Origin of the sequence: Mesorhizobium sp. M7A.F.Ca.MR.148.00.0.0 (genome assembly GCF_003997735.1) — a bacterium.
GTDB lineage: Bacteria > Pseudomonadota > Alphaproteobacteria > Rhizobiales > Rhizobiaceae > Mesorhizobium.
Genome location: NZ_RZTB01000052.1, coordinates 1 through 25,944, shown reverse-complemented (window position 1 = coordinate 25,944; position 25,944 = coordinate 1). Strand labels below are relative to the sequence as shown.

Annotated in this window: 23 protein-coding genes and 1 tRNA gene; 9 read left to right on the top strand and 15 right to left on the bottom strand. The window is 62.7% G+C overall.

Annotated features, from left to right (window positions below; translation table 11 throughout):
• Window positions 1–73: 73 nt before the first annotated feature.
• Complete coding sequence (locus tag EOB49_RS19425) at window positions 74–3,850, bottom strand: PAS domain S-box protein (protein WP_127381934.1); 3,777 nt, start codon at window positions 3,848–3,850, stop codon at window positions 74–76.
• A 248-nt stretch (window positions 3,851–4,098) separates the two neighbouring features.
• On the opposite strand from EOB49_RS19425, the gene EOB49_RS19420 reads away from it, so the two are divergent.
• From EOB49_RS19420 to EOB49_RS19410, 3 genes are all read left to right on the top strand, one after another.
• Window positions 4,099–4,557 (top strand): phasin, encoded by a 459-nt coding sequence (locus tag EOB49_RS19420; protein WP_127327947.1) that lies wholly within the window; start codon window positions 4,099–4,101, stop codon window positions 4,555–4,557.
• A gap of 370 nt (window positions 4,558–4,927) precedes the next feature.
• Window positions 4,928–5,004, top strand: a tRNA-His gene (locus EOB49_RS19415).
• Between the two features lie 325 nt (window positions 5,005–5,329).
• Window positions 5,330–6,676 (top strand): FAD-binding oxidoreductase, encoded by a 1,347-nt coding sequence (locus tag EOB49_RS19410; protein WP_127381933.1) that lies wholly within the window; start codon window positions 5,330–5,332, stop codon window positions 6,674–6,676.
• A gap of 57 nt (window positions 6,677–6,733) precedes the next feature.
• Here EOB49_RS19410 and EOB49_RS19405 read toward each other — a convergent pair whose 3' ends face one another.
• From EOB49_RS19405 to EOB49_RS19380, 6 genes are all read right to left on the bottom strand, one after another.
• On the bottom strand, window positions 6,734–8,002 hold the full coding sequence (locus EOB49_RS19405; protein ID WP_127381925.1) for a D-tagatose-bisphosphate aldolase, class II, non-catalytic subunit: 1,269 nt from the start codon (window positions 8,000–8,002) through the stop codon (window positions 6,734–6,736).
• Complete coding sequence (locus EOB49_RS19400; protein WP_127318822.1) at window positions 8,002–8,988, bottom strand: sugar kinase; 987 nt, start codon at window positions 8,986–8,988, stop codon at window positions 8,002–8,004. The genes EOB49_RS19405 and EOB49_RS19400 overlap by 1 nt, the downstream gene beginning before the upstream one ends.
• A 153-nt stretch (window positions 8,989–9,141) precedes the next feature.
• A complete protein-coding gene (locus tag EOB49_RS19395) occupies window positions 9,142–9,771 on the bottom strand; it encodes an HAD family phosphatase (protein ID WP_127381924.1) in 630 nt (209 codons plus the stop codon).
• Window positions 9,771–11,291 carry an FGGY-family carbohydrate kinase gene (locus EOB49_RS19390; protein WP_127381923.1) on the bottom strand — a complete coding sequence of 507 codons (1,521 nt, stop codon included), beginning with the start codon at window positions 11,289–11,291 and terminating at the stop codon, window positions 9,771–9,773. Before EOB49_RS19390 ends, EOB49_RS19395 begins: the two co-directional genes overlap by 1 nt.
• 162 nt (window positions 11,292–11,453) lie before the next feature.
• Entirely contained in the window at window positions 11,454–12,254 is an 801-nt protein-coding gene (locus EOB49_RS19385) for a BtpA/SgcQ family protein (RefSeq protein WP_023809131.1), read from the bottom strand.
• 39 nt (window positions 12,255–12,293) lie between these two features.
• Window positions 12,294–13,154, bottom strand: coding sequence for a DeoR/GlpR family DNA-binding transcription regulator (locus EOB49_RS19380; protein WP_127318828.1), 861 nt, complete (start codon window positions 13,152–13,154; stop codon window positions 12,294–12,296).
• A gap of 165 nt (window positions 13,155–13,319) precedes the next feature.
• Here EOB49_RS19380 and EOB49_RS19375 point away from each other — a divergent pair, with 165 nt between their 5' ends.
• The 6 genes from EOB49_RS19375 (at window position 13,320) to EOB49_RS19350 (ending at window position 19,311) form a co-directional block, all read left to right on the top strand.
• A complete protein-coding gene (locus EOB49_RS19375; RefSeq protein ID WP_127381922.1) occupies window positions 13,320–14,120 on the top strand; it encodes an SDR family NAD(P)-dependent oxidoreductase in 801 nt (266 codons plus the stop codon).
• Window positions 14,121–14,294: 174 nt separating this feature from the next.
• Window positions 14,295–15,470, top strand: coding sequence for an ABC transporter ATP-binding protein (locus EOB49_RS19370; protein WP_127381921.1), 1,176 nt, complete (start codon window positions 14,295–14,297; stop codon window positions 15,468–15,470).
• A complete protein-coding gene (locus tag EOB49_RS19365; protein WP_013530271.1) occupies window positions 15,467–16,297 on the top strand; it encodes a carbohydrate ABC transporter permease in 831 nt (276 codons plus the stop codon). Before EOB49_RS19370 ends, EOB49_RS19365 begins: the two co-directional genes overlap by 4 nt.
• Before the next feature lie 95 nt (window positions 16,298–16,392).
• Entirely contained in the window at window positions 16,393–17,688 is a 1,296-nt protein-coding gene (locus EOB49_RS19360; RefSeq protein ID WP_127381920.1) for an extracellular solute-binding protein, read from the top strand.
• A gap of 115 nt (window positions 17,689–17,803) precedes the next feature.
• Entirely contained in the window at window positions 17,804–18,718 is a 915-nt protein-coding gene (locus EOB49_RS19355; protein WP_127381919.1) for a sugar ABC transporter permease, read from the top strand.
• Between the two features lie 59 nt (window positions 18,719–18,777).
• Entirely contained in the window at window positions 18,778–19,311 is a 534-nt protein-coding gene (locus tag EOB49_RS19350) for a hypothetical protein (RefSeq protein ID WP_127381918.1), read from the top strand.
• An 11-nt stretch (window positions 19,312–19,322) separates the two neighbouring features.
• On the opposite strand, the gene EOB49_RS19345 is transcribed toward EOB49_RS19350, so the two are convergent.
• From EOB49_RS19345 to EOB49_RS19310, 8 genes are all read right to left on the bottom strand, one after another.
• Complete coding sequence (locus EOB49_RS19345; RefSeq protein ID WP_127381917.1) at window positions 19,323–19,910, bottom strand: hypothetical protein; 588 nt, start codon at window positions 19,908–19,910, stop codon at window positions 19,323–19,325.
• The gene (locus EOB49_RS19340; protein WP_127381916.1) at window positions 19,907–20,497 is read right to left on the bottom strand and encodes a L,D-transpeptidase; all 591 of its coding nucleotides are present in this window, start codon (window positions 20,495–20,497) and stop codon (window positions 19,907–19,909) included. The genes EOB49_RS19345 and EOB49_RS19340 overlap by 4 nt, the downstream gene beginning before the upstream one ends.
• On the bottom strand, window positions 20,481–21,644 hold the full coding sequence (locus EOB49_RS19335) for an AAA family ATPase (protein ID WP_024502270.1): 1,164 nt from the start codon (window positions 21,642–21,644) through the stop codon (window positions 20,481–20,483). The genes EOB49_RS19340 and EOB49_RS19335 overlap by 17 nt, the downstream gene beginning before the upstream one ends.
• Window positions 21,641–22,276 carry a TadE/TadG family type IV pilus assembly protein gene (locus tag EOB49_RS19330; protein WP_127381915.1) on the bottom strand — a complete coding sequence of 212 codons (636 nt, stop codon included), beginning with the start codon at window positions 22,274–22,276 and terminating at the stop codon, window positions 21,641–21,643. The genes EOB49_RS19335 and EOB49_RS19330 overlap by 4 nt, the downstream gene beginning before the upstream one ends.
• Entirely contained in the window at window positions 22,270–22,764 is a 495-nt protein-coding gene (locus EOB49_RS19325; protein WP_164781738.1) for a TadE/TadG family type IV pilus assembly protein, read from the bottom strand. Before EOB49_RS19325 ends, EOB49_RS19330 begins: the two co-directional genes overlap by 7 nt.
• A gap of 7 nt (window positions 22,765–22,771) precedes the next feature.
• The gene (locus EOB49_RS19320) at window positions 22,772–24,280 is read right to left on the bottom strand and encodes a pilus assembly protein TadG-related protein (RefSeq protein WP_127381913.1); all 1,509 of its coding nucleotides are present in this window, start codon (window positions 24,278–24,280) and stop codon (window positions 22,772–22,774) included.
• Between the two features lie 71 nt (window positions 24,281–24,351).
• Window positions 24,352–24,642 carry a hypothetical protein gene (locus EOB49_RS19315; protein ID WP_127381912.1) on the bottom strand — a complete coding sequence of 97 codons (291 nt, stop codon included), beginning with the start codon at window positions 24,640–24,642 and terminating at the stop codon, window positions 24,352–24,354.
• Window positions 24,629–25,944: type II and III secretion system protein family protein (locus EOB49_RS19310; RefSeq protein WP_164781737.1), on the bottom strand; the 1,316-nt coding region annotated here is incomplete at its 5' end. The genes EOB49_RS19310 and EOB49_RS19315, both read right to left, overlap by 14 nt.

Sequence of the window (25,944 nt, the reverse complement as noted above, 5' to 3'; positions counted from 1 at the left end):
GCAATCCCATCTCTTAAGGCGCCCTTTGGGCGCCTTTTCTTTTTATCGAGACCGAACCGCGGAGAGGGCTGATCTATTCCGCGAGCACACGGGTCGACGGAAAAGCGACCTCGACCAGAGTGCCTTCGCCCGGTGTCGAATTGATGGTGAACCGGGCACGGTTGGCTTCCACCATCGCTTTGGTCAACGGCAGTCCAAGCCCGGTACCGTCACCGCGTCCGCGCTTCAGCGCGTTGATCTGCTTGAACGGCTTTAGCGCCTGCTCGATCTCGGCATGGCTCATGCCGATGCCGGTGTCGCGCACCCGCATGACGACGTCGCCCGACGTCTCATAGGCGGTCGAGACGATCACCTGGCCGCCGGCCTGGGTGTAACGGATGGCATTCGACAGGATGTTGAGCGCAATCTGGCGCACGCTGCGCAGGTCCGCCACCACTTCCGGCAGCCGCGAAGCGAAGCTGGAGCGGATGATGACCCGTTCGCGGTTGGCCTGCGGCTGCATCATCGCCACCGTCTCGGCCAGCGTGTCGTTGAGCGACACCGCTTCATAGGCCATCTCCTGCTGGCCGGCCTCGATCTTGGAGATGTCGAGCAGGTCGTTGACCAGATCGAGCACATGATTGCCCGAGCGGTTGATATCGCGCAGATAGTCGCGGTAGCGATCGTTGGCGACAGGTCCGAACTTCTCGTCGACCATCAATTCCGAAAAACCGATGATGGCATTGAGCGGGGTGCGGATCTCGTGGCTGATGCGGGCCAGGAAATCGGTCTTCTGCGAGGACGCGCGCTCGGCCACCGCACGTGCCTGCGTCAAGTCCTCTTCGGCCCGCTTCCACTGCGTGATGTCGCGAACGACGGCGCAGAAGCCGCTGTCGTTGGGCAGCCGGCCGATGGTCATGAACAGCGGAATGAAGCGTCCTTGCGACTCGCGCCCGATCACCTCGCGGCCGTCGTTCATGACACTCGCCACGCCGGGTTCGGACAGTCCGTTGAGATAGTCGCGCGCCGCGCGCTGGCTTTCGATCGCAAACAGCGAGGCGAACGGCTTGCCGGTCACATCGTCGCTGTCGAAGCCGAACAGCGCTTCGGCAGGCCGGCTGATCGATCGGATGGTGCCGTCACGGCCGATCAGCACGACGCCGTCGGTGGCGGTGTCGATAATGGTGCGCATCTCGGCGATGCGCGCCTTGAGTTCGGAAATATCCGGCTGCGTCTGCTCGTCGCCAACCACATGCAGGCTCGCCGGCGCATCATCCTCGCCGGAGCGTCGCACGACCAGCATCAGCGCCTTGCCGTCGCGCCAGGGGACCGAGCGCAAAATGGCCTCGATCGGGAATTCCTGTCCGTCACGCGTTTTCAGCCGCAGCGCGCGATCGGTGCCGTCGGAAACGCCGTCGTCGGCATAGGGGTCGGCAAACAACGCGCCGAGGCCGCCGGCATCCGCCAGATCGTCAAGCGCCTCGTAACCCGTCAGGCTGAGGAATTCCTCATTCGCATAGTGCAACCGGTCCCCGGAATGGATGAGCAGCGGCACGGGCAGCTTGCCGAGCAGCGACGTGTCCGGAGCCTTGTGTTCATCTCCGGCGGAAAACGCCGACGGCACGAACCCTTCGGCCTTGAGCGGCGGAACCTGCAGGCGAGGGCGCTCAAGGGGTATTTCCGCAGCGTCGACTGCATTGACGGTTTTCTCGGCAACCGCCTGCTCGTCGGGCGACGCGGCTTCCTCGTCGGGCTGCGCCCAATCCTCACTGTCTTCGGCATCGCGAAAATCCGCCGACGTCATGCTGTCGTCATCGAGGCCATCATGTGTCGCGTCAGTGGCTTCAGGCTCTTCGCCGGGCGAAACGGCAGCTGTGTTCTCTGGTTCCGCCGCCACGGGGCCACGTTCGTCATCTTGGCCGGCATAGTCGAGCAACGAGCCCGTCACATTCACCCCCGAGCGGGCGTCACGAGCCGCTTCGTCCGCGTGACCGTCAAGCCGTGCCAGATCCCGCTCGTCTTCGGCATCGACATCGGATGCCTCGACCGGTTCGTTCTCTGGCCCTGACGCAGGGATGCCGTCGGTGCGCATCGGGTCGTCGGACGCATTGACCGGAGCCTCGGTCTCCGCTGCCGATGCCTCCACAGTCTCGGTCTCTGGCGGCTCGACCGGAGCGCTATCCTTCTTCAGCCGCTCGCCGATTTCGCGGAACGCGCTGCGTTCCAGGGTCGACAGGCCCTTGTCGTTGGCAGGCTGGCGATGTTCGGCGAGCCGGATCACCTTATCGGCAAAGCGCCGCTCCTGTTTCGGCACGATGGTCAGCGCCGGCACCTCGCCCTTGAACGGATCCGATGCCTGCGTGTCCTCGGTCTTGGGCTCTTCGGCGTTCGGCTGTTCGGGCGCGGGTTGGATGACTTGCGGTTCCGGCGTCGCCGGCGCCTGGCTATTGGGCACCAGCGCCATGCCGATCGCTTCCGGGTCGACCACCGCATCACTGGCGCGGGCGACGCCGAAGCCGCGGAAACCCTCGAAGGCGCGGCTGCGGCCATAGACAGGCAGCGCCGCCAGGTCGACCGGTATCTTCAGATCGGTGCCGACGACCGGCCACAGCACGGAGCGCCCGGACCAGGTATCGCGCCGTTCGAGGAGCCCTGATATCTCGCCGGAGGGGTCGAGGCCGAATGTAGCGGCGACATCCCTGAAGCGGCGGCCGATCACGTCGGCCGCCGGCTTGCCAACGATGTCGGCGAATTCCGGCGACAGCGCGCTGAACTTGCCTTCGGCATCGGTGCGCCAGACGAAGCGCACCGGCGCCGCTGCGCGGTCTATAGCCGAGACGGTCGTCGGCGCGGCCGCAGAGGTGGCCTGGACTTCCAGGGCCGCCGGTTCGGCCGGAGCTTCAGGTCCGGACGCGGCAGGTCGCGGCGCCTGTTGCCCTCCGTCCTCGCCGGCGTTGAAGTACCAATGGTCGTGCTGCGCGGGCATGCGCTCTGCTGCCGGCTGATCGCTGTTGGCCGCCGTCGGCGCCTGTCCGATCGCATCGGCGATTTCATGCTGCTGCGATGCGGCGATGTCGCCGGCCGGCTGCGAGGCGCTCGGTTCGTCGGTCGGTGCCTCGCGACCCTGTTCCGGCTGGGAAGCCGCGTCGCCAGCAGGTGCCGTTTCGGCAATGGTTTGCGTAGGATGTTCGCCCGCAGGGGCTGTGTCGTCGAGCTGGTCCTCGTCGATCACCACCAGCAGATGCCGCTCCTCGGTCAATCTTGCCAGCCCTGCCGGGTAGGAGGCCGTGCCGCCGGGGACAAGGCGCTTGACGATGCGGTCGCTCTCGGCTGCGACGTCGGCTACCAGTGCCGCTAGCGTCTCCGGCAGGATGCCCAATGCCGAAAATCCTTCCGAGGCCGCCTCGACGGTGCCCCCAGCATCGACAAAGGCGATGAAATGACCATCCTCGGTGAGGCCGCTAATGGCGCGCGCGGCGATTTCGCCGGCACTGCGTGACCCGGTCTGAGCCGCCGGCACTGCCAGCATGATCGCCTTTTCGGCGTCCGGCATGGTCACCGCACTGGCCAGGAAGCCGACGGCGCGGCTGGTCATGCCGGTCGCCAGCCGCACCATGATGGCGCGGTCACTGCCAATCTCGGGAAATCCGCTGGTCGCCATGATCTGGCGCCTGGCGATCACAGGCAACTGCGTCGACGCGCCGATGATCGCCTCGATGTCGGGATAACCGAACATCGCGGCTCCTGGCCCGTTGGCCCAGATCACCTGCTCCAGATCCGCCGACAGGATCGCGATCGCGTCGCCTGCCGCAAAGCGCTGGCGGACCGCGTCGAGCACGGCGACATCGAGGAAGGAATATTCGGACGGCATGCGCTTGGCGGACCTCACGGAGCGGCGATTTTGCAGTTAACGCTTTGTTAATAAAAGCCGGAGGCGCGAAGGTCCACAAGCCAGAACGTGCAAAGGCTGGAATCTGGGCTCTTGGTTAACGGCCCAAAAGAAATTTATGGTGCACTGCAACAAAGATATTGCAATGCACAAAATTTGCCTTTATATTGCCATCATACAGGAACGAGACGGCTTTCTGTCAAAGCCGCTGCCGCTGAAAAGGATGGAAAATGTCCAGGACCAAGACCGCCGAGACGATCGAAAACGTTGAATTCCCGAGCTTCGACGCTTCCAAGGCCACCGACCAGATGCGCGCCTTCGCCGAAAAGGGCGTTGAGCAGTCGAAAGAGGCCTATGCCAAGCTGAAGACCGGCGCCGAGGAGACCCAGAAGGCTCTGGAGTCGACCTACGAGACCGCCAAGACCGTTTCCAACGACCTGTCGCTCAAGACCATCTCCGCTTTGCGTGCCAATGCCGAGGCCGGCTTTTCCCACCTCGAAGCCCTGATCGGCGCCAAGTCGCTGTCGGAAGTCGTCGAGCTGCAGACCGCCTTCCTGCGCAAGCGCGTCGAATCGACCGTCGAGCAGGCCAAGGACTTCCAGGCCGTTGCCTCCAAGGCGGCCGAGGACGTCTCCAAGCCGATCAAGACCGCCTTCGAGAAGGCGATGAAGGAAATCAAGGTTGCCTAACATTTGCGCATGATCTGAAGATGCAACAAAAGGTCGCATTTTCTTAAAAACGATCAGGTGTATGATAGCAGCCATCATGGAATACCCGGTGAGTGGAACCTCCTCCCTCTGCTCCCCGGGGTGACCAGCCAGCACCTCCTCCCGCTGGCTCGTAACAGGAAAAGGCCGGCACCTCCTCCCGCCGGCCTTTTTCTTTGTCCAGCGCCCGGTCCTTGCCTGCGCCTTCTTGCTGGGCAAATGCCGCGTCGATGTGGGGAAGTGACCTTTGCTTTCCAAAAGCCTTGAATTAGAATCCATAAGCCCGTAAGGACGCATCGCCGAACGACAGAGCGGGCGGATGAGTTTCTGTTTCGATCCGCTCAGGCAACGTGCCGTTGTAGCTCAGATGGTTAGAGCGCCGGATTGTGGATCCGGAGGTCGCTGGTTCGATCCCAGCCAACGGTACCATCGGATTTTTCCTGTAAGTAATTGATTGGTTGGACGATTTTGCGGAATTGCTCTGGCCCTTGAGCCATTTTGGCGGTTTTGTGATACCTATTGCATTCTGGCCTTCGCGCTCAAGAGTTGGGCCGGCCTGCCGACGGTTTCAGGACTCATTGGCCAGGGCTCTTCCAGACCCGCGATCTGTCGCCGTTCTTGTCTGCAAGCACTAGCTGACGATCAATCTCCTCGCGTGGTATCGACATTTCACGGCGGCCAGATATCGCTGCCCAGATATCGCTGCCAGCGTGGACCGGATGTCGCCGCAGCATACCAAGAAGGACGGTGCTCTTTGACAATCTTCCCCTTCACCGAAGCCACCCCGATCCAGTTCCAGCATCCCCTGCCGAAGACTTCGGACGTCGTGATCATCGGCGGCGGGGTCATTGGCGTGAGCACGGCACTGTTCCTGGCGCGACGGAACGTCTCGGTGACGCTGCTGGAAAAGGGCCGCATCGCCGCCGAGCAATCCTCGCGCAATTGGGGCTGGATCCGGCAGCAGGGCCGCGATGCCGACGAACTGCCGATCGTCATCGAAGCGCAGCGCCTCTGGCGGCAACTGGCGCAGGAATGTGGCGAGGACATAGGACTGAAGCAGACGGGCGTTACCTATCTTGGGCGGACAGACAAGGAGATGGCCGGTTTCGCGAAGTTTCTCGAGATTGCCCAGGCTCATGGCGTCGACACGCGTCTCCTCGATCAAGGTGAGTTGGCAAGCCTGATCCCTGCCATGTCGCGACCGTTCAAAGGCGCAATGATCACCCCATCGGACATGCGGGCGGAACCTTGGGTCGCGGTGCCCGCGCTTGCTCGCCTGGCGGCCCGCGAAGGTGTGACGATCATCGAAAATTGCGCGGCACGTATGCTTGACATCTCCGCGGGACGCATCAGTGGCGTCTGGACCGAGAAAGGGCACATCGCGACCTCGAGCGTCGTCGTCGCCAGCGGCGCGTGGACGTCGCTCTTTCTGCGCGCCCACGGCATCTCGATTCCGCAGCTCAGCGTCAGGGCGACCGTCGCCGCGACAGCACCGATGCCGGAAATCCACACCGGTGCCGCCGCGGATGAACGCATCGCTTTCCGGCGCAGGCAGGATGGCGGGTATACGCTCGCATCGGGAGGCAGTAGCCAACTCTACATAGGGCCGGACGCATTTCGCCATGCGGGCAAATATTTCAGCGCCCTGATGGCCAATCCCTTCGGCACGCGCTACCTGCCGGCCGCGCCGCGAGGATACCCGGATGGCTGGTCGACGCCGCGCAGATGGAACGCGGATGAAGAAAGCCCTTTCGAACGGATGCGGGTCCTCAATCCCGCTCCCGAGACGTCGGCGCTTCGCGCCATCGACCGCGGGTTCAGGGAGCTTTTCCCTCAGTTCACGACTGTGCCGATCAAGGCGAGCTGGGCGGGCATGATCGATGCGATGCCTGATGTCGTGCCCATCGTCGATCGCGCCGCTGCGATCCCAGGTCTCGTCATAGCGACCGGGATGAGTGGTCACGGCTTCGGCATCGGACCCGGCATTGGCCGTGTGCTGTCCGACCTCGTCCAAGGCAACGAGACCGGGCACAATCTCTACAGGTTCCGTCAATCCCGTTTCAGCGACGGCAGTCCGATCCGATTGGGGCCATCGCTGTAAGCGTTCCTGCCGCCCGCCAGCCCATCCGCTCTGGCCTTGAACAACCGGACGAAGGGTTCAGGTGCCGCATGCCCCGGCGTAGGCCTCGATGCTCCGCCGGACGTGACCGATCGCGATCTCCTCGACGTCGCAGGCGCGGTCAGCCCATGTGACTGCAGAAGGCAGGTGCTGGAGAAACAGCGTCACCGGCACCTTGCGGCCGTTCAAGGTATCGAAGAGACGGTTGCAGGCGGCACGGGCTTGCGGGATCGCCCAATAATATCGGATGCGATCGGAATAGGAGTAGTGGCGCAGCGTCCGCTTGTCGGCATCGCTTCCATGATAGTGGCTTGCCCAATTCTTGGGGGCGCCTTGCATCAGCTCTTCCATTGCGTGGTAAAGCGGCCGCTCGCCATAGCCAGGCACCAGGTCGGAAGCGATCAGGTCGAGCGCGTACAGCGCCTCGCGCAGCTTGAAGGTCAGCTCGGGTCCGACCTTGAGGACGGCGAAGCCGTCCTCGACGAGTTCACGCAGCGGCCTCTCGCCCTGATAGTCCGTCGAATGAGCTTCGAAAATGAGCGACGGCAATGTGCTCAGAGTTGCCGCCAGGTCGCTGGCCTTGGTCCGATCGTAGAAAATCACATTCTGGTTGCCGAACTCCACGCCCGGCTGCACGACAAGCCCGATGACGCGGGAAAATGCGCTTTCAAGCCCGGCGGTTTGGAATGCCTGGGCGTGAATGGCATGTGTCTGGCGAGCCGCCTCCGGACTGGTCGGGGTGATCGCATCCAATGTGTGATTGGCGCCGCCGGGCGGCGGCACTTCCGTGCCGATGATGTAAACCGGGCTTGCCCCGCTGCTCTGCGCTGCCGCCTGCTCCGCGACGCCTGCCAGCCTGGCCGCGCGCCCGGCCACCGTGTGGTCGTCTAGCGCCGCCGGTTCACCCGCGCAGCCCATCGAGGCATCGAGGTGGATCTTGCGGAAGCCGGCGCGGACATAGGCATCGATCATCGTCCCGGCCTGCGCCATCGCCTCCTCGGCGGGCCGGTCTCTCCAGGGATTGGGGCCGAGATGATCCCCGCCAAGCACGATCAGCTCTTGCGGGCACTGCTCGGCTGCCGCGAGCGCTTCCACCATCGCCGCGAAATCGGCCGGCGTCATGCCCGTATAACCACCCAGATGATTGACCTGATTACACGTCGCCTCGATCAGGACGGTGGTGCCGGTTTCCCGCCCGTGGCGCAGTGCGGCTTTCAGCACCAGCGGGTGCGCCGAACACACAGAGGTCACTCCGATTTTCTTGCCTTCCCTGTGCAGGGCCGGCACATCTTCGATCCCCACACGCATCAGCTTCTTCTCGCCGTTCTTGCCATGAAATCTTCCAGTTCGGCGCGTGTGCCGGCTCCCTCCATGGGGCCGAGGCGTGTGACGTTGCGCGCCCCCGCCGCGTTGGCGAATTCGAGCGAAGTCCGCAGCGGCATGCCCAACCGCCGGCATGCGACATAGGCTCCGCCGAAACAGTCGCCGGCGCCGGTGGGGTCCGTTTCCTCGACGATCAGGCCGGGGCAATCGGCGCGGGCTCCGGTGCTTTGACGGGCTGACGCGCCATGTTCGCCGCGCTTCACGGCGATCTCCTTGACCCCTCGTCTGAACAGCGCCTCGATCGCGCGTTCCTCCCCGTCCGTGCCGGCGGCTAGGAACAATTCATTGCCCGACGGCAGCAGCAGGTCCGCTTCGTCCACCAGACCGGCGAATTTCTCCTCGGTCTGGCCGTGCGCCAGCAATTCCTTGCGCAGGTTCGGATCGAGCGACATCGTGCCGCCGCGTGCCTTGATCAGCGGGATCGCGCGTTCGGTGATCGCCCAGGCTGCGGGACTTGCGAACACCGTTCCCATGACATGGATATGCCCGCAACGCGCGATCAGCGCCTCGACCTGCGGGCTCCATTCCAGTCGGGCGGCGGCGGATTTGGCGATGTTGTAGACGAAATCGCGGCTTCCGTCCGTGCGGTAGCGAACAAAGGCGCTGCCCGTCGGATAATCCGGGGAAACAGCGATGGCTGAAGTGTCTACGCCGTCCCGCTTCAGGCGCTCCATGTTGACGACGCCGAAATCGTCGTCGCCGACCACGCCCACCATTGCGGCCGCTCCGCCCATACGTGCGCATTGATCGATGAAGATGGCGGGCGCGCCGCTCGGAAAGGGACCAATGAGGTCGATAGGTTCCCGGAAGCCGGTGCCCGTCTGCCTCGCGACGATCTCTACCAGGATTTCTCCAATCGTCACGGTTGGCCCGAGCGAGTCCGCTGCAAGTGTTTGGGGGAGGTCGTTCATCAAGCGTCCAATCCTGGGTGTGGTGTCGTTCGCGGTTTCACGACGCCGAGGCGCAAGAGGATTCCTACCGGATCGATGTGAATCGATCAGCTGCCATCACGCTACAAACCTGCATGCATGGTCAAGCGCACACTTGGAACGACGCGCAAACCCTCAGCCGGGAAACAGGTTCAGGATCGACGACAGGCGGTTGGTGCTGAGATCGACGTAGCCGAGCAGGCCGCCGCTGGGGAGATAGCCGACCACGAACAGACCGGCGGCTCGTGCTGCCTTAGTGCCGGTGCGGCTGTCTTCCACGGCCACCACCGACCCTGGAGCTACGGCGAGCTGCCGGCAGGCCTCGCGATAGGGCGTGGGGTCGGGCTTGCCGGCCGACACGTCGTCGAGGCTGATTGTGAGACTCATATGGTCGAGCACGCCGAGCGCATCGAGATTGGCATTGACGACTTGCCGGCCGGAATTCGAGACGCAGACCTGCGGGACGCCGCGGTCAGCCAGGGTCCGAATCGTCTCGACCGCCTCGGGGATCGGGACGGCGTTCGCCCGGTTCGCGACGTAGTGGGCATTGATAGCGGCGAGCCAATCCACCTGGTTGAGCCCGACCGGGAGACGCGGACGCAGCATTGTCCAGACGTCGCCCATATGGATGCCGCGAAAGGCTTGGTCGGGCAGGTCGTCAAGATCGACGTTCCAGTTGCGGCAGCCGGCGAGGAGGGATTGATGATGCAACGGCTCGCTGTCGATCAGCGTTCCGTCGATGTCCCAGGCGACGGCGCGATACATCACGATGACGATCCCGCTCTGGTCGCGCCATGAGCCGACAGGCGCGCATAAAGATCGCGATAGCGGCGATAGCCGTCGCGGTAGATGTCAGCCTTGCGCAGGTCGGGATCGAGCCGGTCGGCGAAGCTGACGAAACCGGAAACGCCCGACCAGTCGTCGGTCAGGCCGACGCCGATCGCTGCCGTCCAGGCAGCGCCGATGCAAGAGCCGGGGTGCCCGGTCAGGCGCTGGACCGGCTTTTGCAGGACATCCGCGACAATCTGCATCCAGACCTTGCTGCTTGAGCCGCCGTCGGAGGCGAGATAGCGCTCGGTCCGGTGGCCCATGTCGTTGAGCACCTCGACATGATGCGCGATGGCAAAGGCATAGGCCTCGAGCAAAGCGCGCCAGACATGGCCGATATCGTGCGACAGCGTCAGCCCATAGATCACGCCACGGGCCGCTGGATCATGGATCGGCGTCTTCTCGCCGAGGAAATAGGGCAGGATGATGAGGCCATCGGCACCGGCGGGACGCTCTACCGCCAGCGCATCGAGCCGCTGGTGTACCGAAATACCCTCGGCCTGTGCCGCGGCCATCTCGCCGCCGGCGAAATTGCGTACGAACCAGTTGAGGCCCGAGCCGCCGGTCGACATGCAGCCATTGGGCATGAACAGGCCCGGCACCAGGTGGTAATCAAGATACATGCGGGGATCTGGCTTGATCTGATCGGTGGCGATCAGGATATCGACCGAGCCGCCGAATTTCAGGAGGACATCGCCTGCTTTGGCAACTCCGGCGCCGAGCGCGGAGGCGATCATGTCGGCCGCACCACCGACGACAGGTGTTCCCGCCATCAGGCCGGTCTCATCCGCGGCCTTCGCCGAGACGGAACCGAGGATCTCATGCGAGGCGATCTTTCGTGGCACGGCCGAGCGCGGTATGTGAGCGAGCGCCACCAGATCGTCGTCGATCCGGTGCGTCGAAACATCGACGAAGCCGGCCTCCAGCGCCCAGTTCTGCTCGACCGCACGTTCGCCGGTGAGGCGCCAGTTGATATAGTCATAGGAGCCGAAAACGGTGGCGATGCGGCTGAACACCTCCGGCTCGTGACGCTCTATCCAGCGCAGCTTTGCGGTGACCAGCTGTTGGTTGATGCCGTTGCCGGCCTTGGCGATGAAAGCCGCCTCATCGCATTCGGTCCGCAGTTCGGCAACTTCGGCGCCACAGCGGCCGTCGCTCTGCTGGATGCTCGGTCGCAGCACCTCGCCCCGGTCGTCCAGAAGAACGACCGCCGGCAGCATGCCGGTGGTGCCGATCGCCACGATCTCTTCGGCCTTGATGCCGCTGGTCCTCAGCAACTCCTGCACGATGTCGCGGACATTGGTCCACCATTGCGCGGGATCTTCCTCGGCCCAGCCCGCATGCTCGGAATGCAGCGTGACGGGGCGCGAGGCGAGGCCCAGCACCTGATCGGGAAGCCGGATCAGAATGCCGATCGTCGAGGTGGTGCCGATATCGAGACCGAGAACGAACGCCATGTCGAATCCATTGAAATGCCGGGAAGGGCAGGCGGGCGAACCTGTCTGCCTCGTCGTGTCCCGCTGCTCGATACCAGTCGATCATTCCGGACGCCGGCCCGCAACGATCGATATGATCACCGCGAGCCGGCGCGATGGCCGGCATCGCCGTGGAAGCCGTCCTCAGCGCAAAGTGGCGACAACGTCCATGAAGCGCTTGACCCGATCGCCGTCGACGGCGTTCCAGGTATTGCCATCGATCTTGAAATGGGTCCCGATCACGACGCCGCTCGCCAGCGAAAGGACATCGCGGACATTGTCGATGTTCACGCCGGTGTTGGCGAAGACCGGCACGTCCTTGATCGTCTCGCAGACGCTGCGCAGGTGGGACTGGTCGGCCGGCTGGCCAGTGATCGGACCGGAAACGAGGATGGCGTCGGCCATCGACGAGAACACCGCGCTCTTGGCGCGCAATTCAATAGGACGCTGGTCGAGCGAGTGTGCGAACTCTGCATTGATGTTGAAGAGAAGCTTCATGTCGTCGCGGCCAAGATTGTGCCGCAGGCGCGAGGCGGCGGCGCAATCGGGCTCCCACAGGCCCATGTCGGAAGCAAACAGGCCGGTGAAGATCTCGCGCACGAAACGGGCTCCGGTGGCCGCCCCGATCGCGACGCTGGCAGTCGGGTCCCAGAGATAATTGACGCCAAACGGCACCTTCAGCTCGGGTTTCACCGCCTGGACGATCGCGGTCATGGCGGCAATGCCTTCGGGCGGCGCCTTGAAGACATAGGGGCGGTCGTTCTCGTTGCCGAACATGATGGCATCGACGCCGCCGCTCTGCAGCTTGCGGATGTCGGAGAGCACGCCATCGATCAGCTTGTCGAGGCCGCCATCGGCATCATAGAGGGGCGTTCCCGGCAGGGCACCGATATGTGCCATCGAGATGACAGCCTTCTTCTTGTCGCCGAAAAATTCAAATACCATCGAGTCGTCTCCTTGGGGATAAAGTGAAAATGTTGCGCCTCAGTCGCGCGTCAGCGGCGGCGCGATGCGCAGGTCGACCTTGGCCGCGGCGAGCGCCGCGGCGATCTTGGCCGGCGGCTCGGCATCGGTGATGAGGATGTCGACGTCCGACAGTGGCGCTATCCGCACCAGCGACATGCGCAGGAATTTGGCGGAATCGCAGAGCACGATCTTGGTGCCTGAGCGTCTGAGATAGGCGCGCTTCATATCGGTATCATCGAAGGAATAGTCGAAGAGGCCGTCCGCCGTGATGCCGGAGACGCCGATCACGGCGACATCGAACCACAGCGCCTCGAACTGGGCGATGGCCGCGGGTCCGCCGGTCGACATCTCGTCGGCTCGTACGCGGCCGCCGGCAACATAGACTTCGGGCACACCGCCGTTCAGCGCCGCCGCGATCCTGAGGCTGTTGGTGAACACCTTGGCGTGCGGAAGGTCCTTGAGGTGCTCGGCCATCAGATAGGTGGTGGTGCCGACATCCAATGCGATCGTGCGGTATCCCGAAACCAAGGCGGCCGCGGCGGCGGCAATCGCGGCCTTCGGGTCACGGCGCTGGCGCAAGCGCGAATCGAAACTCGGCTCCTCACTGTCCATGGCGACCAGCGGCGGGTTGTCCGCCTCGATCGCGCCGCCATGGATTCGCACCAGCCTACCCTCGCGTTCCAGTTCGACGAGATCGCGGCGGATCGTCATGTCGGAAACGGCAAGTTCGGCCGCGGCCGTAGCGACGGTGAGCGACCCCGTCCGGCGCAGCAAAGCCAGGATGCGTGCCTGCCGATCGTGCGCAAGAAGGCGCTGACGGTCGGCATCGCGCGGTGCGCCATGCGTGGACGATAGAGGAGAGGCGGTGTCGTCGGCCATCGATGTATCCGGTGGGTAAGCCGCTGACGAAGCGGTCTGCAACTTCAACTCTACCGTATGATCAAACATTTTCAAACAAAAATATGTTTGCAGTGTTCGAATTTATTGGTATGCATCTCCATATCAACAGAACGCATTCCGCCACCAAGCAGAGAGATTACGATCATGCCGGCTGCCTCCGTCATTCCTCCAGTGCTTGCCGAACTCGCGGGCAAGCGTGCCTTTGTGACGGGTGGCGGCGCGGGGATCGGTCGCGCGATCGCGACCGCCCTGACGCGGCAGGGTGTCGCCGTGGCGATCGGCGATCTGAATCCCGACGCGGCGCGCAAGGCGGCCGAGGAGATTGGCGGCGGTGCCGCCGCCGTCACGGTCGATGTTCGCCGTCGCGATTCCGTCGAGGCGGCCTTTGCCACTGTGCTGGAAGCGCTAGGCGGCTGCGATATCCTGATTGCCAATGCCGGCGTGTCCACCATGCAGCACGCGCTCGATCTGACCGACGAGGAGTGGGACTTCAACTTCTCGGTCAATGCGCGCGGGGTATTCCTCGCAAATCAGATCGCTGGACGGCATTTTGTCAAGCAAGGCACGGGCTGCATCGTCAACACCGCCTCGCTTGCCGCGAAGGTCGGTGCGCCGCTCCTGGCGCATTATTCGGCATCCAAGTTCGCCGTGCTCGGCTGGACGCAGGCCTTTGCCCGCGAGCTCGCGCCCAAGGGAATCCGCGTCAATGCCGTCTGCCCGGGGTTCGTCAAGACCGGCATGCAATCGCGCGAAGTCGAATGGGAGGCGCATCTGCGGCAGGTCACGCCCGAACGGGTGGTCGCCGACTATATCGCGCAGACGCCGCTCGGCCGGCTCGAGTTGCCGGAGGATGTCGCCGACGTCGTCGTGTTCCTCTGCTCGGATCAAGCCCGCTTCATGACTGGCCAGGGCGTCAACGTGACCGGCGGCGTCTACATGACCTGACGGCTTTTGGCGGCTGTAACCGGATCCTGATGCTGGCACGCGCCAACCAAAAAAGTGAACACATATGATCAGAAGGCAGGCTTTCAATGTTACATTTTGTTCTCTAAGATGACCGTTCGCTCGACTTCGGCCTTCGGCGTTCAGCCGGGTCAGACGGGTTCATGAGGAAAGTCTATGGCGTCTATCGAGCTCGATCGCGTTTCCAAGCTCTACGGCAATGGCAATTACGGGGTGCATGAGGTCGATCTCACCATTCCCGATGGCGAATTCGTGATCTTTCTCGGCCCGTCGGGATGCGGCAAGTCGACGACGCTGCGGATGATTGCCGGCCTGGAGAGTATCTCCTCCGGCGATCTTCGCATCGGTGGCAAGAGCCTCGCCAATGTCGCGCCGCGCGACCGCAACGTCGCGGTGGTTTTCCAGAGCTACGCGCTCTATCCGCATATGTCGGTGCGGCAGAACATGGCTTTCGGGCTGAAGATGCGCGGCACCGCCGCAGCAGTGATCGATGCCAAGATTGCCGACGCCGCGAACCTGCTCGGTTTGCAGAATCTTCTCGGCCGCAAGCCGGCAGCGCTTTCGGGCGGCCAGCGTCAGCGTGTCGCGCTCGGCCGGGCGATCGTTCGCGAACCGGAGGCCTTCCTGCTTGACGAACCGCTGTCCAACCTCGATGCGCAGCTGCGTGCCGAGATGCGGCTCGAACTCGTCAAGCTGCACCGACGCCTCGGCCGCACCATCGTCCATGTCACGCACGACCAGGTCGAGGCCATGACCATGGGCGATCGCATATGCATCATGCGCGATGGTCGCCTGGTCCAGGCCGGCCGGCCGCTTGAAGTCTATGCCGACCCGGTCAACACCTTCGTCGCGCGCTTCCTGGCGACGCCGCCGATGAACCTCATTCCGGCCACGCTTCAGGCCGCACCTGGCGAAGGGCTCTCCGTCCTGACCGATAGTGGCGCCGTGCTTGCCGTCCCCGCCCGCCACCGCAACGCTTATGGCGAGCGTGTCGGGCGCCGCGTCATTCTGGGCGTGCGGGCTGAGGATTTCCATGAAAGCCCAGACAAGCCGGACTGGCAGAAGATTGCCGTACGGGTCGTGGCCGTCGAGGCTCTCGGCGCCGAGAACGTCCTGATCGGCCAGATTGCCGGTCAGGCCACCGGCACGGACGATGCCCACCCCGCCGGGGGCGACAAGCCGTTGGAGATCGCCGCCCGCCTGAGCCGTTATTTCACGGCGCCCGTCGGCTCGATCGTCGAACTCTATATCGACCCGCTGCCGATGCACCTCTTTGATCCCGAAACCGAACTGGTCATCGCGCGGCCGAGCCTCATGAGGGCCGCTCAATGACCAGCATGGACAGAAACGAACGGCCTGCCTTTCGCCGCCGCTTCGGCCTGCATTTCGGGCTGATTGTCGTTTGCGCCATCGTGCTGCTGCCGCCGCTCTGGGTGCTGCGGACGAGCTTCGTGCCCGAGCAGCTATCCTACAGCAACGAGCTGATGCCGGCCTTTACGACGGACAATTATTCGGCGCTCCTGTCGAGCCGCTTCGGTCAGTCCTACCTCAACAGCCTGATCGTCGCGCTCGGCTCGGTTCTGCTCGCATTGCCTTTTGCCGCCACCACCGGTTATGCCTTCGCCCGCTTCCGCACGGGCGGCCGTTGGGCGCGTTTTGCCGTTCTGGCGACGCAAATGCTGCCGCCCGTGGCGCTGGTGCTGCCGACCTTCACGCTGTTCCGAAGCCTGGAGCTCAGCAATTCGCTGACCGGGCTGATCATCGTCTATGCCGCGCTCAACCTGCCTTTCCTGACCTGGATCCTGATGGGCTTCTTCGAAGGCATTCCAGTCGATCTGGAGTGGGCGGCGATGACCGACGGCGCGACCGCCTGGGGCGCCTTCTGGCGCATTGTGCTGCCGGTGTCGATGCCCGGTATCGCGGCCGCCGGCGTCCTCGGCTTCATCCTGGCGTGGAATGAGTTTTTGTTTGCCCTGGTTTTGAGCGGGCCGAAGACGGCGACCATACCGGTTGCGCTCGCCGCGTTGCAGACCTCGAACGGCGTCCAGATCGCCAAGGTCTCTGCCGGCGTCGTCCTTGCCATCCTGCCGCTGGTCGTGGCTTCCCGCTTCATCCAGCGTTTCATCGTCCAGGGCTTGACGTTCGGCAGCGTGAAATAGGCCGGCCGCTCCGAGAGCCGACATGGCTCGCTTGCCGGTTATGAAATCGTGACGGGATCACCGCCGCGTCCAGAGGGAAAGAGGAGTAGAGAGTTATGACTTGGAACAAGCAGACCTTGATCAAAATGCTGATGACGGCCGTGAGCGGGGCAGCTGTTGTCGGCGCATCGCTTCCGGCCAGGGCGGCTGAGCCCATCACCTTGCACGCCTTGATGGAGGACGTGCCGGAAACCAAGATCATTGAAGCGCTGTTGCCCGAATTCGAGAAGCAGACCGGCATCAAGGTCGAGTTCGAGAAGATCGGCTATCCCGACATGCACGACAAGCTGGTGTCCCAGCTGACCGCGTCGCAGAGCTACTACAATGTGCTCGAGGTCGACTTCCTGTGGGCCGGTGAATTTCCGGCGGCCGGCTGGTTGGCCGATCTGAAACCCTTCGTCGAGAAATCCAAATACGATCTGAGCCCCTTCATTCCTTCGACGCTTGACCTGCTCGGCCGGACCAAGGACCAGCTGTTCCTGGTGCCCATGTACAACTACTCGATGGGCCTCCTCTACCGCACGGACCTGATCGGCGACGAGAAGCTCAAGGCCGCCTACAAGACGGCAACCGGCAAGGAACTCGCTTTGCCGACGACGCTCGAAGACTATGTGGCGATTTCCAAATTCATGAAGGCCAATGCAGGCGTCGCCGGAGCCGCGATGCAGGGCCAGCGCGGCGATCCCAACAGCATGGAATTCTCCAACTACCTGTTCTCCGCCGGCGGCAGCTATCTCAATGCCGACGGCAAGGCGAGCCTCGACACGGCAGAGGCCAAGAAGGCGCTCGATCTCTATGTCGACAACATCCAGCACGGCGCCCAGCAGGGTGCCGTGTCGGCGACGCTCGACGACACCATGCGCCTGATGTGCAGCGGTTCCGCCTTCAGCATGGTCACCTATTGGTGGATGCTGCCGCAGATGGACGATGCCGTGAAGTGTCCGACGGTCGCCGGCAAGGTCGGCCTGTCGGTGATGCCGGGTGGCCATGGCGAAAGCGGCGGTTGGGGCTGGGGCATTCCCAAGAACACGTCGCCGGAAGAGCAGGAAGCCGCATGGACCTTCATCCAGTGGGTGCAGAGCAAGGATGTTTCGGTGAAGCGCGCGCTCGAGGGCCACGCGCCGGTGCGCAGCGATGTCTATGCCGATGCGGCGGTGCTGGCGAAATATCCCTTCTACAAGACCGCCGAGGATGTGGTGGCGACCGGCAAGTCGTTCCCGATCTTCACCTATTCGGCGCAATACGAGGATCTGCTCGGTACCCAGCTGTCGCTGGCGGCTGGCGGCCAGGCGACTTCGGAGGCAGCACTGAAGGCGGCTTCCGACGGCTTGCAGGGGCTCCTCGATAAATAGCGGTCCGGCTCGGCCAGGAGATCCGGCGCGGCGGTGTCAGCCGCGCCGGATCTTGTCCAGACCCCGGATCTTGACGAGATCAGCAACGCCACACCCCGACCAAGGCTCGGTTACGATGTTCAATGCGATCAAAAAAGGATTGGCTGCCCGTGGCCGCGAATGGCGGACCGGCTGGGCCTTTGCCTTGCCCGGCCTCCTGCTGCTGGCGATCGTGATGGGCTTTCCCCTGGCCTATGCCTGCATCCTCTCGATCTCCTCGATGACCTTGATCAAGCCGCAGCTTCTGCCGCTTGTCGGGTTCAAGAATTTCGCCTCGATGATCGGCGATGAGCTGTTCTGGAACGCGCTCTGGCTCACCGTGCGCTATTCGGCGGTGACGGTGGTCGGCGAATTCGTGATCGGGCTCGGCATTGCCCTGATGCTCAACCGGACGGTCCGGATGAAGCCGATCTATTTCGCGGTTCTGACCATTCCCATGGCGATGTCGCCGATCAGCGTCGCCCTGATCTGGCGCATGCTGCTCCAGCCCAATCTCGGCATCGCCAATCATCTCATGGAAACGTTCGGCCTGCCGCGCCTCGACTGGCTAGGCACGCCAGGCATGGCGCTCTGGACGATGGCGGCGATCGACATCTGGCAGCAAATGTCCTTCGTCGTGCTGATCCTCGCCGCGGGGCTCGCCGCTTTGCCGCGAGATCCCTATGAGGCGGCTGAAGTGGATGGCGCGCGCGGCTGGCAGCAATTCTTCTACATCACCCTGCCGATGCTTCGGCCGGTCGCGGCGATCACCATCATCATCCAGCTGATCAACGAGTTCCGGACCTACGATCTGCCCTATGTCCTGACCAAGGGCGGGCCGGGCAACGCGACCGAAGTGCTGAGCTTCTTTGCCTATCGCCGTGCCTTTCTCGGCCTTTCGCTCAATGAAGGCGCGGCAGCCGCGTTCGTGCTGCTGCTGATCGTCCTTCTGCTCACCGTGATCTTCTTTGCCGTCCTCGAACGCTCGCAATCGGGAGAGGGCCGGAAGTAGGCCGTTAAGCCTTGAGCAATCTATACGGCCTATCCTGGCTTGCAGATTGTCGAGGGAACATGAAACGCCAGCCGCTTCTGCTTTTCGCCTTTCCGTTTCTCATTCTGGCGGTCCTGGCAGGGGAGCGCATGGCGACCTTGTTGCTGGGCACCTATCCGGCCAGCCCCACCGCATGGTGGCTATGGCTTGAACTGCGCCCTCTGTCGACGGTGCTTTGGCAGCAGGTCGATGTCTGGCTGGGCGGCTCCATGGCTATCGACGCCGTCATCCTTGCCGCCGCAGCGATCGTCTGCTGGATAGCGTGCCACGCCAAAAGGTCGGCATCCTCGTTCCTCGCCAACCATGTCGCCTTGATTTTCGCTGGCCTGATGATCGCCGTCGGCAGCCATTCGGAAACTGCAAGCACGATTGCCGAATTCACCTCGCCCAAGGGTCTTCCGTATTCGCTGGCCGTCGATTTCACCTTGAAGAACAGCCTGGTGCTGCTTTTGGGTATAGTGGCCTGTGCCTACTGCCACATCGCCTTCCTCACTGAGGCGCGGGAGCGGTCCGTCCGGGCCATCCGCATCCTGGCGCTGCAGCGCGATCTCTAGAGCAATGGCGTCTAGTTGATCCGGCGGTAATAGACCTTGCCGTCGGGCTGCTGGATGCGCTGGTAGTTGGAGCTTGGGGCAGGGGGCGAGGCCGACGCGATTCTCCTCCTGGGTGCGGGCGCTTCGATGACGCCGGGTTCGCTCTCGCCGTCGAGCGCTTCGGGTGCTTGCGCCAGCGTGCTGGTGGCGAATTCGGACGGTTCTTCCGCACCCGGCATGGCCTCGCCGCCAGCAACCGGCATAGTCTGCCCCAGCCGGGCAATGCCGGCATCGATCTCGTTGAAGCTGCCTTGCAACTGGCTGTCCAGTTTCTCGAACCGGCTCTGAAAACCGTTGTTGACCGTGTCGAGCCGGGCCGCGATCCGCTGCTCGAACGCGCCGAGCTGCTCCAGCCGCGCCTCGACGAAACGCAGGTCGCTCATGCCCCGATAGAGATAGACCGCGGCCGCCATGTTGATGCCGGTGATCAGAAGCGCGCCACCGGCGACGATGACGCCGATCGTCTTTGCCTTGCTGAATTTCTCGGTGGCAACCGGTTCGCGCTGTTCCTGGTTTCCGATATCGATCGCCGGCATGTCCGGTTCGCTGATCATCGTCATTGGACCACCACCTTTGCGCCAACCGCGACGCGTTTGAAAAGATCGATCACATCCGTGTTGGTGAGTCGAAAACAGCCCGATGTCCCGTCGAAGCCGACACCCGACGGGTCGTTGGTGCCGTGTATGCGGTAGAGCGTGTCGCGCCCGTCCCGCGACAGGTAGAGCGCCCTTGCGCCAAGCGGATTGTAGGGGCCGGCGGGCACCATTTTCGGCAGCTCCGGCTGGCGGGCGCGCATTTCCTGCGGCGGGCGCCACTCCGGCCATTCGGTCTTCGCCCCGACCTTGACGATGCCGGTCCAGCCGAACCCGTCGCGCCCGACGCTGATCTGGTAGCGCAGCGCCTGGCCCTGGCGGGTCACCAGGTAAAGCGCCTTCTCGTCCTTGCGGATGACGATCGTGCCCGGCTGCTCGGCGGTTGCGAAGGCAACGGCCTTGCGCAGGCTAGGCCCCATCGCCGGCAGCGGCGGCCGCTCCGAAAGTGCTGATCGCGCTTCGGCGAAGTCGTGGACGGACAGCGCCAGCGCCACGCCGAGCACGCAGGCGCCGGCGAGCATTGGGGCGATCCGATTTCTATCGGGCAGCGTCATCGAGCCGCTCTTTGAACATCCGCTTCAGATCCTTGTTGAAGCGCGCCCGCCCATCCACTTCGGAAGGCGGGATGGCCCTGTTCAGCGCATCGGTCAGGAGCGCATTGTCGAGCGCGACCGACTTGATGTGCGGCGCCTTGAATATCTTTTCGAGCTCGCTGCGCGAAAAATGGTTCCCGAACCATTTGCGCTTGTGCTTGTTGGCGACCAGCGTGATGCTGACCGCATTGCCGCGCAGCTCGCGGATTTTCTTGTAGAGCCGCTTGCCTTGCCGCAGCGACGCGACATTGAGTTCGAAGACGATGAAGATCTCGTCGCTCGTCGACAGCACGGAATTGTGCCAGGGCGTTTCCAGATTGGGCAGGTCGATGACGATGTCGTCGAAGCGGTAGGCGACGAGGTCGAGCAGCCGGAAGACGAAATCGCTGCCATGCGGCTCGAATGGCAGTTGCGGCCGCTCGAATGCGTAGAGGGTGAGGCCGGACGGGCGCGACAGCTTGATGACGTCCATCAGCTCGACATCGAGCCGCTCCGGCTGGCCGATGATGCCGGCAAGGTCGAACTGGTTGAACAAATTGAGATAGGCGCCGCAATTGGCGCTCTGGAAATCCAGGTCGACGAGACAGGTGGACGCCGCGCGCTCGGCCGATTTCGAAGCCAGGAACTCGGCCGCCGACAGCGCCAGCGTCGTGGCGCCGGCGCCGCCGCTGGCGCTGATGAAGGTGATGATCCGGCTCTTCGTTCCCTGGTTGCCGGTGTCGTGGAAAGTCACCGCATTGAGCAGCTCCTTGCCGTCGAGCGGCTTGTGCAGCCAGTCCGAGGCGTTCATGCGCACCAAAACGCGCGTCTGCTCCGAGCTCAGCTCGTCGGAAACCGCGATCAGCGGCACGCTGGCCCACAGCGCGCGCGCCTCGACGATGCCGGGCCTGCCGAGCAGCTCGCCATTGCCGAGATCGAGGATGACGATGCCCGGGCGCGTATCGGCCGGCGGCCCCTTGAGGAAGTCGCTCGTCTCGGAGACCCTGACGTCATAGATCGCCAGCGCATCGAGCCGCGTCGCCACATCGCGCTTGAAATTCGGATCCGACGAAAACAGCGCCACCTGCTTGCGCTTGGTCGGCGTAACCTTGGTGTTGATGGCATTCATGGGAAGGTGCTCTTCAAATCTTCGCCCGTGACCGTGCTCAGCATGGAGGGCATGGTGATGTTTCCGAATCCGAGCAGTCCGCCCAGGAAGAAGAACTGGAAGGGATGGTTGGTGATGCTGACAGTGATGGTCGGCACCGGCCCGCTGGGCCGCGTCCAGTAGCCTAGGCCAGACGCCTGGTATTGAATTCTGACTTCGGACTTGGCCAGCAGCGGCAGGAATGTCTGCATTCCGGCCCGGCTGCTGTTGCCGCTGAAAATGAAATCAAAGGCGGCCTGGCTGACATTGAGATTCTGACATGTAGCGCCTGTGCCGCAAACGCAAGAGACGCTTCCAGCGGTGTTGGCGGTGCAGATATAGTTGTAAGTGTTTGCGGGTACCGCAGTGCCGATTTTGGTTACATCGCTCTGCGTTATCGTCTCGGCCAGAAGCCCGCTGGCGACAGGTGTAGAAATCTGCGCCAGCCTTGCGCCGGCCTGCACCGCTTTATTCCCTGCATTCCATTGGTAAAACGCGTAGCCGAAATCGACGAAGCCAAGCAGAAGCGTCAACAGCAGCGGCATCACTATGGCCATTTCGACCATAGTCGCTCCGGACTGGTTGGTCCAAAACTTGGTGCGCTCCGTCACCATCCAATGACTCGTTCCTGGTGCGATACGCTAAGGGTCAGAGCCCCAAACCCAATATACGACCAGAATCCAACGTCCGGATAAGAATAGGACGTGCTGACGTCCACGACATCGACATTGGTCGTGCTGCTAAGATAAAGCTGCGTGCCCGTGGCCACATCGACCGCTGGCGTGGACAAAGCCTTGGTGATCGAAACTGTGGCTGGAAGCCATCCAGTCACCCTGGCGCTGCCGCTAGTGATCGTCCCATAGGCAGCAAGGTTTTGAGCGCGCCCCTTGCAAGTTTCCCAATCGCTGCTGCATCGGGCCATGTAGCGGCCCGCATCCTCAACGCCGGCTTCGAGAAGCAGGCGCGTGTTCAGCATGTTGGAGAACTCGAACACACCGGCCGATAACAGCAATACGAGTGGTGCGGTAATCGCGACTTCCACCAAAGCGGCGCCACTTTCGTCGCCTCGGAACCGCCGGATGATTTTGCCGAACCTGGTCATGTCAATCTTACCGATATAACTGGGCTTCGTTGCGGAACGCTTTGTCGACAAGCGTGTTGTTGGCAAATCCTCCATCGACGTCGACGATCTCCAGGCTGATAGGCTTCTCCCCGGCCGTGGTGTCCTCATCGTCCTTGCTGTTATCCTGCTTCTGGATCGGGCTGTTTATGAAGACGCTGGCATAGCCATCAGGCTTGAGCTGGGTATGGCCATTGATCTTGGCTTGATTGGCAATGCAGTCCACGATCGCCATGTTGAGCAGCCGGCGATCAGGATCCAGGGTCGGCGTCGCGCCTTTGAAGCAGGCTGGGACGCCGGTTTCCTTTGTCGGCGCAAGGGACTGGTCCCCGACGAGCCCATTCGCGATCTCGTACTTATAGACGTCATATCTGGAAGCCGGCACAGTGGCGCCGGTCGGGTTGGTGGTGCTCGGGACGTTGGGGTATGCCGCGCCGTGATTGATCAGCCAATAATTGGTGCGATCCCAAGTCGAGTTCGTCATGCCGGTGGCGGAATCGAAGCTGTCGCCTGGCGGCAGCGCCATCGCTGTTCCGTCTGTGTTGGGCGTGTATTTGTTGCAGTTGGCGGTCTTGTCCACTCCCTTGCGCACATTGGTTGCCGGCCGATATGCCCAGTCCTTGTCATGCGACTTAAGCGAGGAACTGTAGATGTCGAAGCGGACGTTGAGCCCAGCGTTGACCTGGCCCAGGGTGACGCCGGTTTTCGTGGTGAGCTCATCGCGTTGATAGCAAGTGCCTGCTGTGCCCATTGCCAGGGCGTCTCGCAGTGAAGCCAGATTGTTGTCGATCAGTCCGAAATTGCCTGGACCAGGATTCGAGTCGACCTTGAGAATACGATATTCGCGACTATAGGTGAGCCCGGCGGCAAAAGCCTGCTGGATCGTCTTGCTGGTCAACGGATCGGTCGTCTCGAACGGATTGCACATGAAGATCGGCACCGTTTCGCAAATGGACTGGACAAACCCGGCTACAGCCTGGGGTTGGATATCAAATGTGTCGTTGCTGCCGATAAAGCTTGCCGGAAAGATTGTCGCGAAAGCACCGGCACCATCCGCCAGGCCGGAAGCGTTCACCGTCACCAGAGAGAATGTCACGGCTTTGGGGTCAGTGCTTGCCCAGTTCACGCCATTGGCGTCGACACCGGCGGCGTTCAACCTGGTGCTGTCGTCGGCGGGTATTCCGGTCAGATATGTGACAGTGACATCAGACACAGCAAGCGTGTGATCACCCGCCGTTGAAAACTTGGTTTTGTTGGTGAGAAGGGTCGTCTTCGCCAGATTGGCTCTTGTGATCGAATCCGATCTGCCGTCCAACTCGGCAGCCGTCGCAAGCGCTAGCGCATCGACACCCTTCTGCAGATCGTTATGCAGTCCGTTGGCCCGGCTCATATCGATTGCCAGCAGAGCGAAGCCGATAAGCAGGGGCAGCATGATAGCCACCAGGATCATCGCGACGCCGCGTTGATCGTTCCAGAAGGCTCGAATGGTCCCCAACATGACCTTACTTTCTTTTACTTCGCGCTAGGGCCCCTCGCACGCCCGGCGCCCTCCGCATCCTTCCGTTCAGTTCACTGCGTCACACCAGACCCGCCGACATTGACCGTGATCGCTGGCGGCGGTGGCGGTGGTGGCGGAAATCTGTAGCTCTGTGCAACACCGGCGGCGCGCGCGCCGTCGCTTTCGATCTTCGTATTCCTTGAGTTCGGATTGAGCGGGTCGACCGTCTGCAGCATCGAATTGAACTTCTGAGTGTCGCCGGCGGCCAGGGTCACTGTATCGTAGTGGTTCAAATAATCCGCGGCGCAGCCTGTCAGCAGGCCGGTGCACAGCACGAGGATCAAGGCGCTATTTTTTGACATAGAGCATCTTGTCCTTCGATTTGAAGTCGAGCATGTGGCCATAGGGGCCGGTGACGCCTTCGCCCAGTTCATACTTGCGGACCATGTCCTTGGTTACTTCAAGCTGGCCGAGCACGAAGAATTCCGGATCGTTGGCGGGCCGCGTCTTGTCGAACGGCGTGGCCAGCTGCTCGCCGGGCTTCACTGGTCGCACGATATGCGGCGTGACGATGATAACCAGTTCGGTTTCTTCTTTCTGGCTGCTCGAATTGCGGAATAGAGCACCAACGATGGGCACCTGGCCGAGCCATGGGACTTGGTTCTGGTTCTTGACGCTCTTGCTGGATAGGAGTCCGCCGACCGCGAAGCTCTGTCCGTCGCGCAACTCCACCACTGTTGCCAGTTTGCGATTGGTGAAGATCGGATCGCCGGCGGTGGTGAAGCCGGTCAGGTCGCTGACTTCTGGGGCAAGCTTGATGTGAATTTTGTCGTCGGCGAGCACGACGGGCGTGAACGTAAGATTGACGCCAAACTGTTTGTATTCGATGACGACCTCATCATCGACAATGCGACGCACGGGCACTTCGCCGCCCGCGTTGAAATTAGCTGGTTCTCCGGAGAGGGTGGTGAGGTTCGGTTCGGCCAATGTCCGTACCACCCCCTTCGACTCAAGCGCCTCGATGATCAAATCGACTTTGATATTACTGTCGATGACCCGTGTGATAAGCGCCGCAAACGGATTGCTGTTAGACAGGAGGCCGCTGACGAGATCGCCTGCGCCAAGCACTGCTCCGTCCTTGTCGACGGTGGCGACGCCAGTTCCAACCCGGGTCGTACCGCTGCTGTTTCTGCTCTGGATCGACACGCCGAGATCGCGGCCGGCATTGCGCTTGGCTTCCAGCACGCGCACTTCGAGATTGACCTGCTGGCTGTCGTCTACGATCACCGAGTTGATGATCGCGTTGGGGCCGTATTGCTGCGCGACCTCCAGGATGGCTGCCAGCGTGGCGCCGTCCTTGACATGGCCGCCGAGCCTGACCTTGCCGTTGACCGAGCCGATTTCGATGCGTGACTTCGGCGCCACCTGGCGGATTGCCTGCGCCATGTCGCTGACGTCGACGCCGACCTCGATTTGCAGGGCGCCGAGCGAGCGCTTGTCCGTGGAGAACAGATTGACGGTGGTGGTGCCGGCGCCCTTGCCGATCACATAGAGCGTGCGGTCGGTCATCGGCTGCGCATCGGCGATCTTCTCGTCGCCAACGACGATGTCACCCAGATTGGCACTCACCTGGATCGTCACCGATTGCGACATCGGCAGGAAAA

What these genes read in the sequence shown, in the direction of transcription:
- EOB49_RS19380 (WP_127318828.1), bottom strand. Translation starts at nt 13,154, where the DNA reads ATGGCCGACGACACCGCCTCTCCTCTATCGTCCACGCATGGCGCACCG.
- EOB49_RS19370 (WP_127381921.1), top strand. Translation starts at nt 14,295, where the DNA reads ATGGCGTCTATCGAGCTCGATCGCGTTTCCAAGCTCTACGGCAATGGC.
- EOB49_RS19345 (WP_127381917.1), bottom strand. Translation starts at nt 19,910, where the DNA reads ATGACGATGATCAGCGAACCGGACATGCCGGCGATCGATATCGGAAAC.
- EOB49_RS19320 (WP_127381913.1), bottom strand. Translation starts at nt 24,280, where the DNA reads ATGTTGGGGACCATTCGAGCCTTCTGGAACGATCAACGCGGCGTCGCG.
- EOB49_RS19315 (WP_127381912.1), bottom strand. Translation starts at nt 24,642, where the DNA reads ATGTCAAAAAATAGCGCCTTGATCCTCGTGCTGTGCACCGGCCTGCTG.
- EOB49_RS19390 (WP_127381923.1), bottom strand. Translation starts at nt 11,291, where the DNA reads ATGGCGTTCGTTCTCGGTCTCGATATCGGCACCACCTCGACGATCGGC.
- EOB49_RS19360 (WP_127381920.1), top strand. Translation starts at nt 16,393, where the DNA reads ATGACTTGGAACAAGCAGACCTTGATCAAAATGCTGATGACGGCCGTG.
- EOB49_RS19340 (WP_127381916.1), bottom strand. Translation starts at nt 20,497, where the DNA reads ATGACGCTGCCCGATAGAAATCGGATCGCCCCAATGCTCGCCGGCGCC.
- EOB49_RS19325 (WP_164781738.1), bottom strand. Translation starts at nt 22,764, where the DNA reads ATGACCAGGTTCGGCAAAATCATCCGGCGGTTCCGAGGCGACGAAAGT.
- EOB49_RS19420 (WP_127327947.1), top strand. Translation starts at nt 4,099, where the DNA reads ATGTCCAGGACCAAGACCGCCGAGACGATCGAAAACGTTGAATTCCCG.
- EOB49_RS19330 (WP_127381915.1), bottom strand. Translation starts at nt 22,276, where the DNA reads ATGGTGACGGAGCGCACCAAGTTTTGGACCAACCAGTCCGGAGCGACT.
- EOB49_RS19385 (WP_023809131.1), bottom strand. Translation starts at nt 12,254, where the DNA reads ATGGTATTTGAATTTTTCGGCGACAAGAAGAAGGCTGTCATCTCGATG.
- EOB49_RS19350 (WP_127381918.1), top strand. Translation starts at nt 18,778, where the DNA reads ATGAAACGCCAGCCGCTTCTGCTTTTCGCCTTTCCGTTTCTCATTCTG.
- EOB49_RS19365 (WP_013530271.1), top strand. Translation starts at nt 15,467, where the DNA reads ATGACCAGCATGGACAGAAACGAACGGCCTGCCTTTCGCCGCCGCTTC.
- EOB49_RS19375 (WP_127381922.1), top strand. Translation starts at nt 13,320, where the DNA reads ATGCCGGCTGCCTCCGTCATTCCTCCAGTGCTTGCCGAACTCGCGGGC.
- EOB49_RS19400 (WP_127318822.1), bottom strand. Translation starts at nt 8,988, where the DNA reads ATGAACGACCTCCCCCAAACACTTGCAGCGGACTCGCTCGGGCCAACC.
- EOB49_RS19425 (WP_127381934.1), bottom strand. Translation starts at nt 3,850, where the DNA reads ATGCCGTCCGAATATTCCTTCCTCGATGTCGCCGTGCTCGACGCGGTC.
- EOB49_RS19355 (WP_127381919.1), top strand. Translation starts at nt 17,804, where the DNA reads ATGTTCAATGCGATCAAAAAAGGATTGGCTGCCCGTGGCCGCGAATGG.
- EOB49_RS19395 (WP_127381924.1), bottom strand. Translation starts at nt 9,771, where the DNA reads ATGTATCGCGCCGTCGCCTGGGACATCGACGGAACGCTGATCGACAGC.
- EOB49_RS19405 (WP_127381925.1), bottom strand. Translation starts at nt 8,002, where the DNA reads ATGCGTGTGGGGATCGAAGATGTGCCGGCCCTGCACAGGGAAGGCAAG.
- EOB49_RS19335 (WP_024502270.1), bottom strand. Translation starts at nt 21,644, where the DNA reads ATGAATGCCATCAACACCAAGGTTACGCCGACCAAGCGCAAGCAGGTG.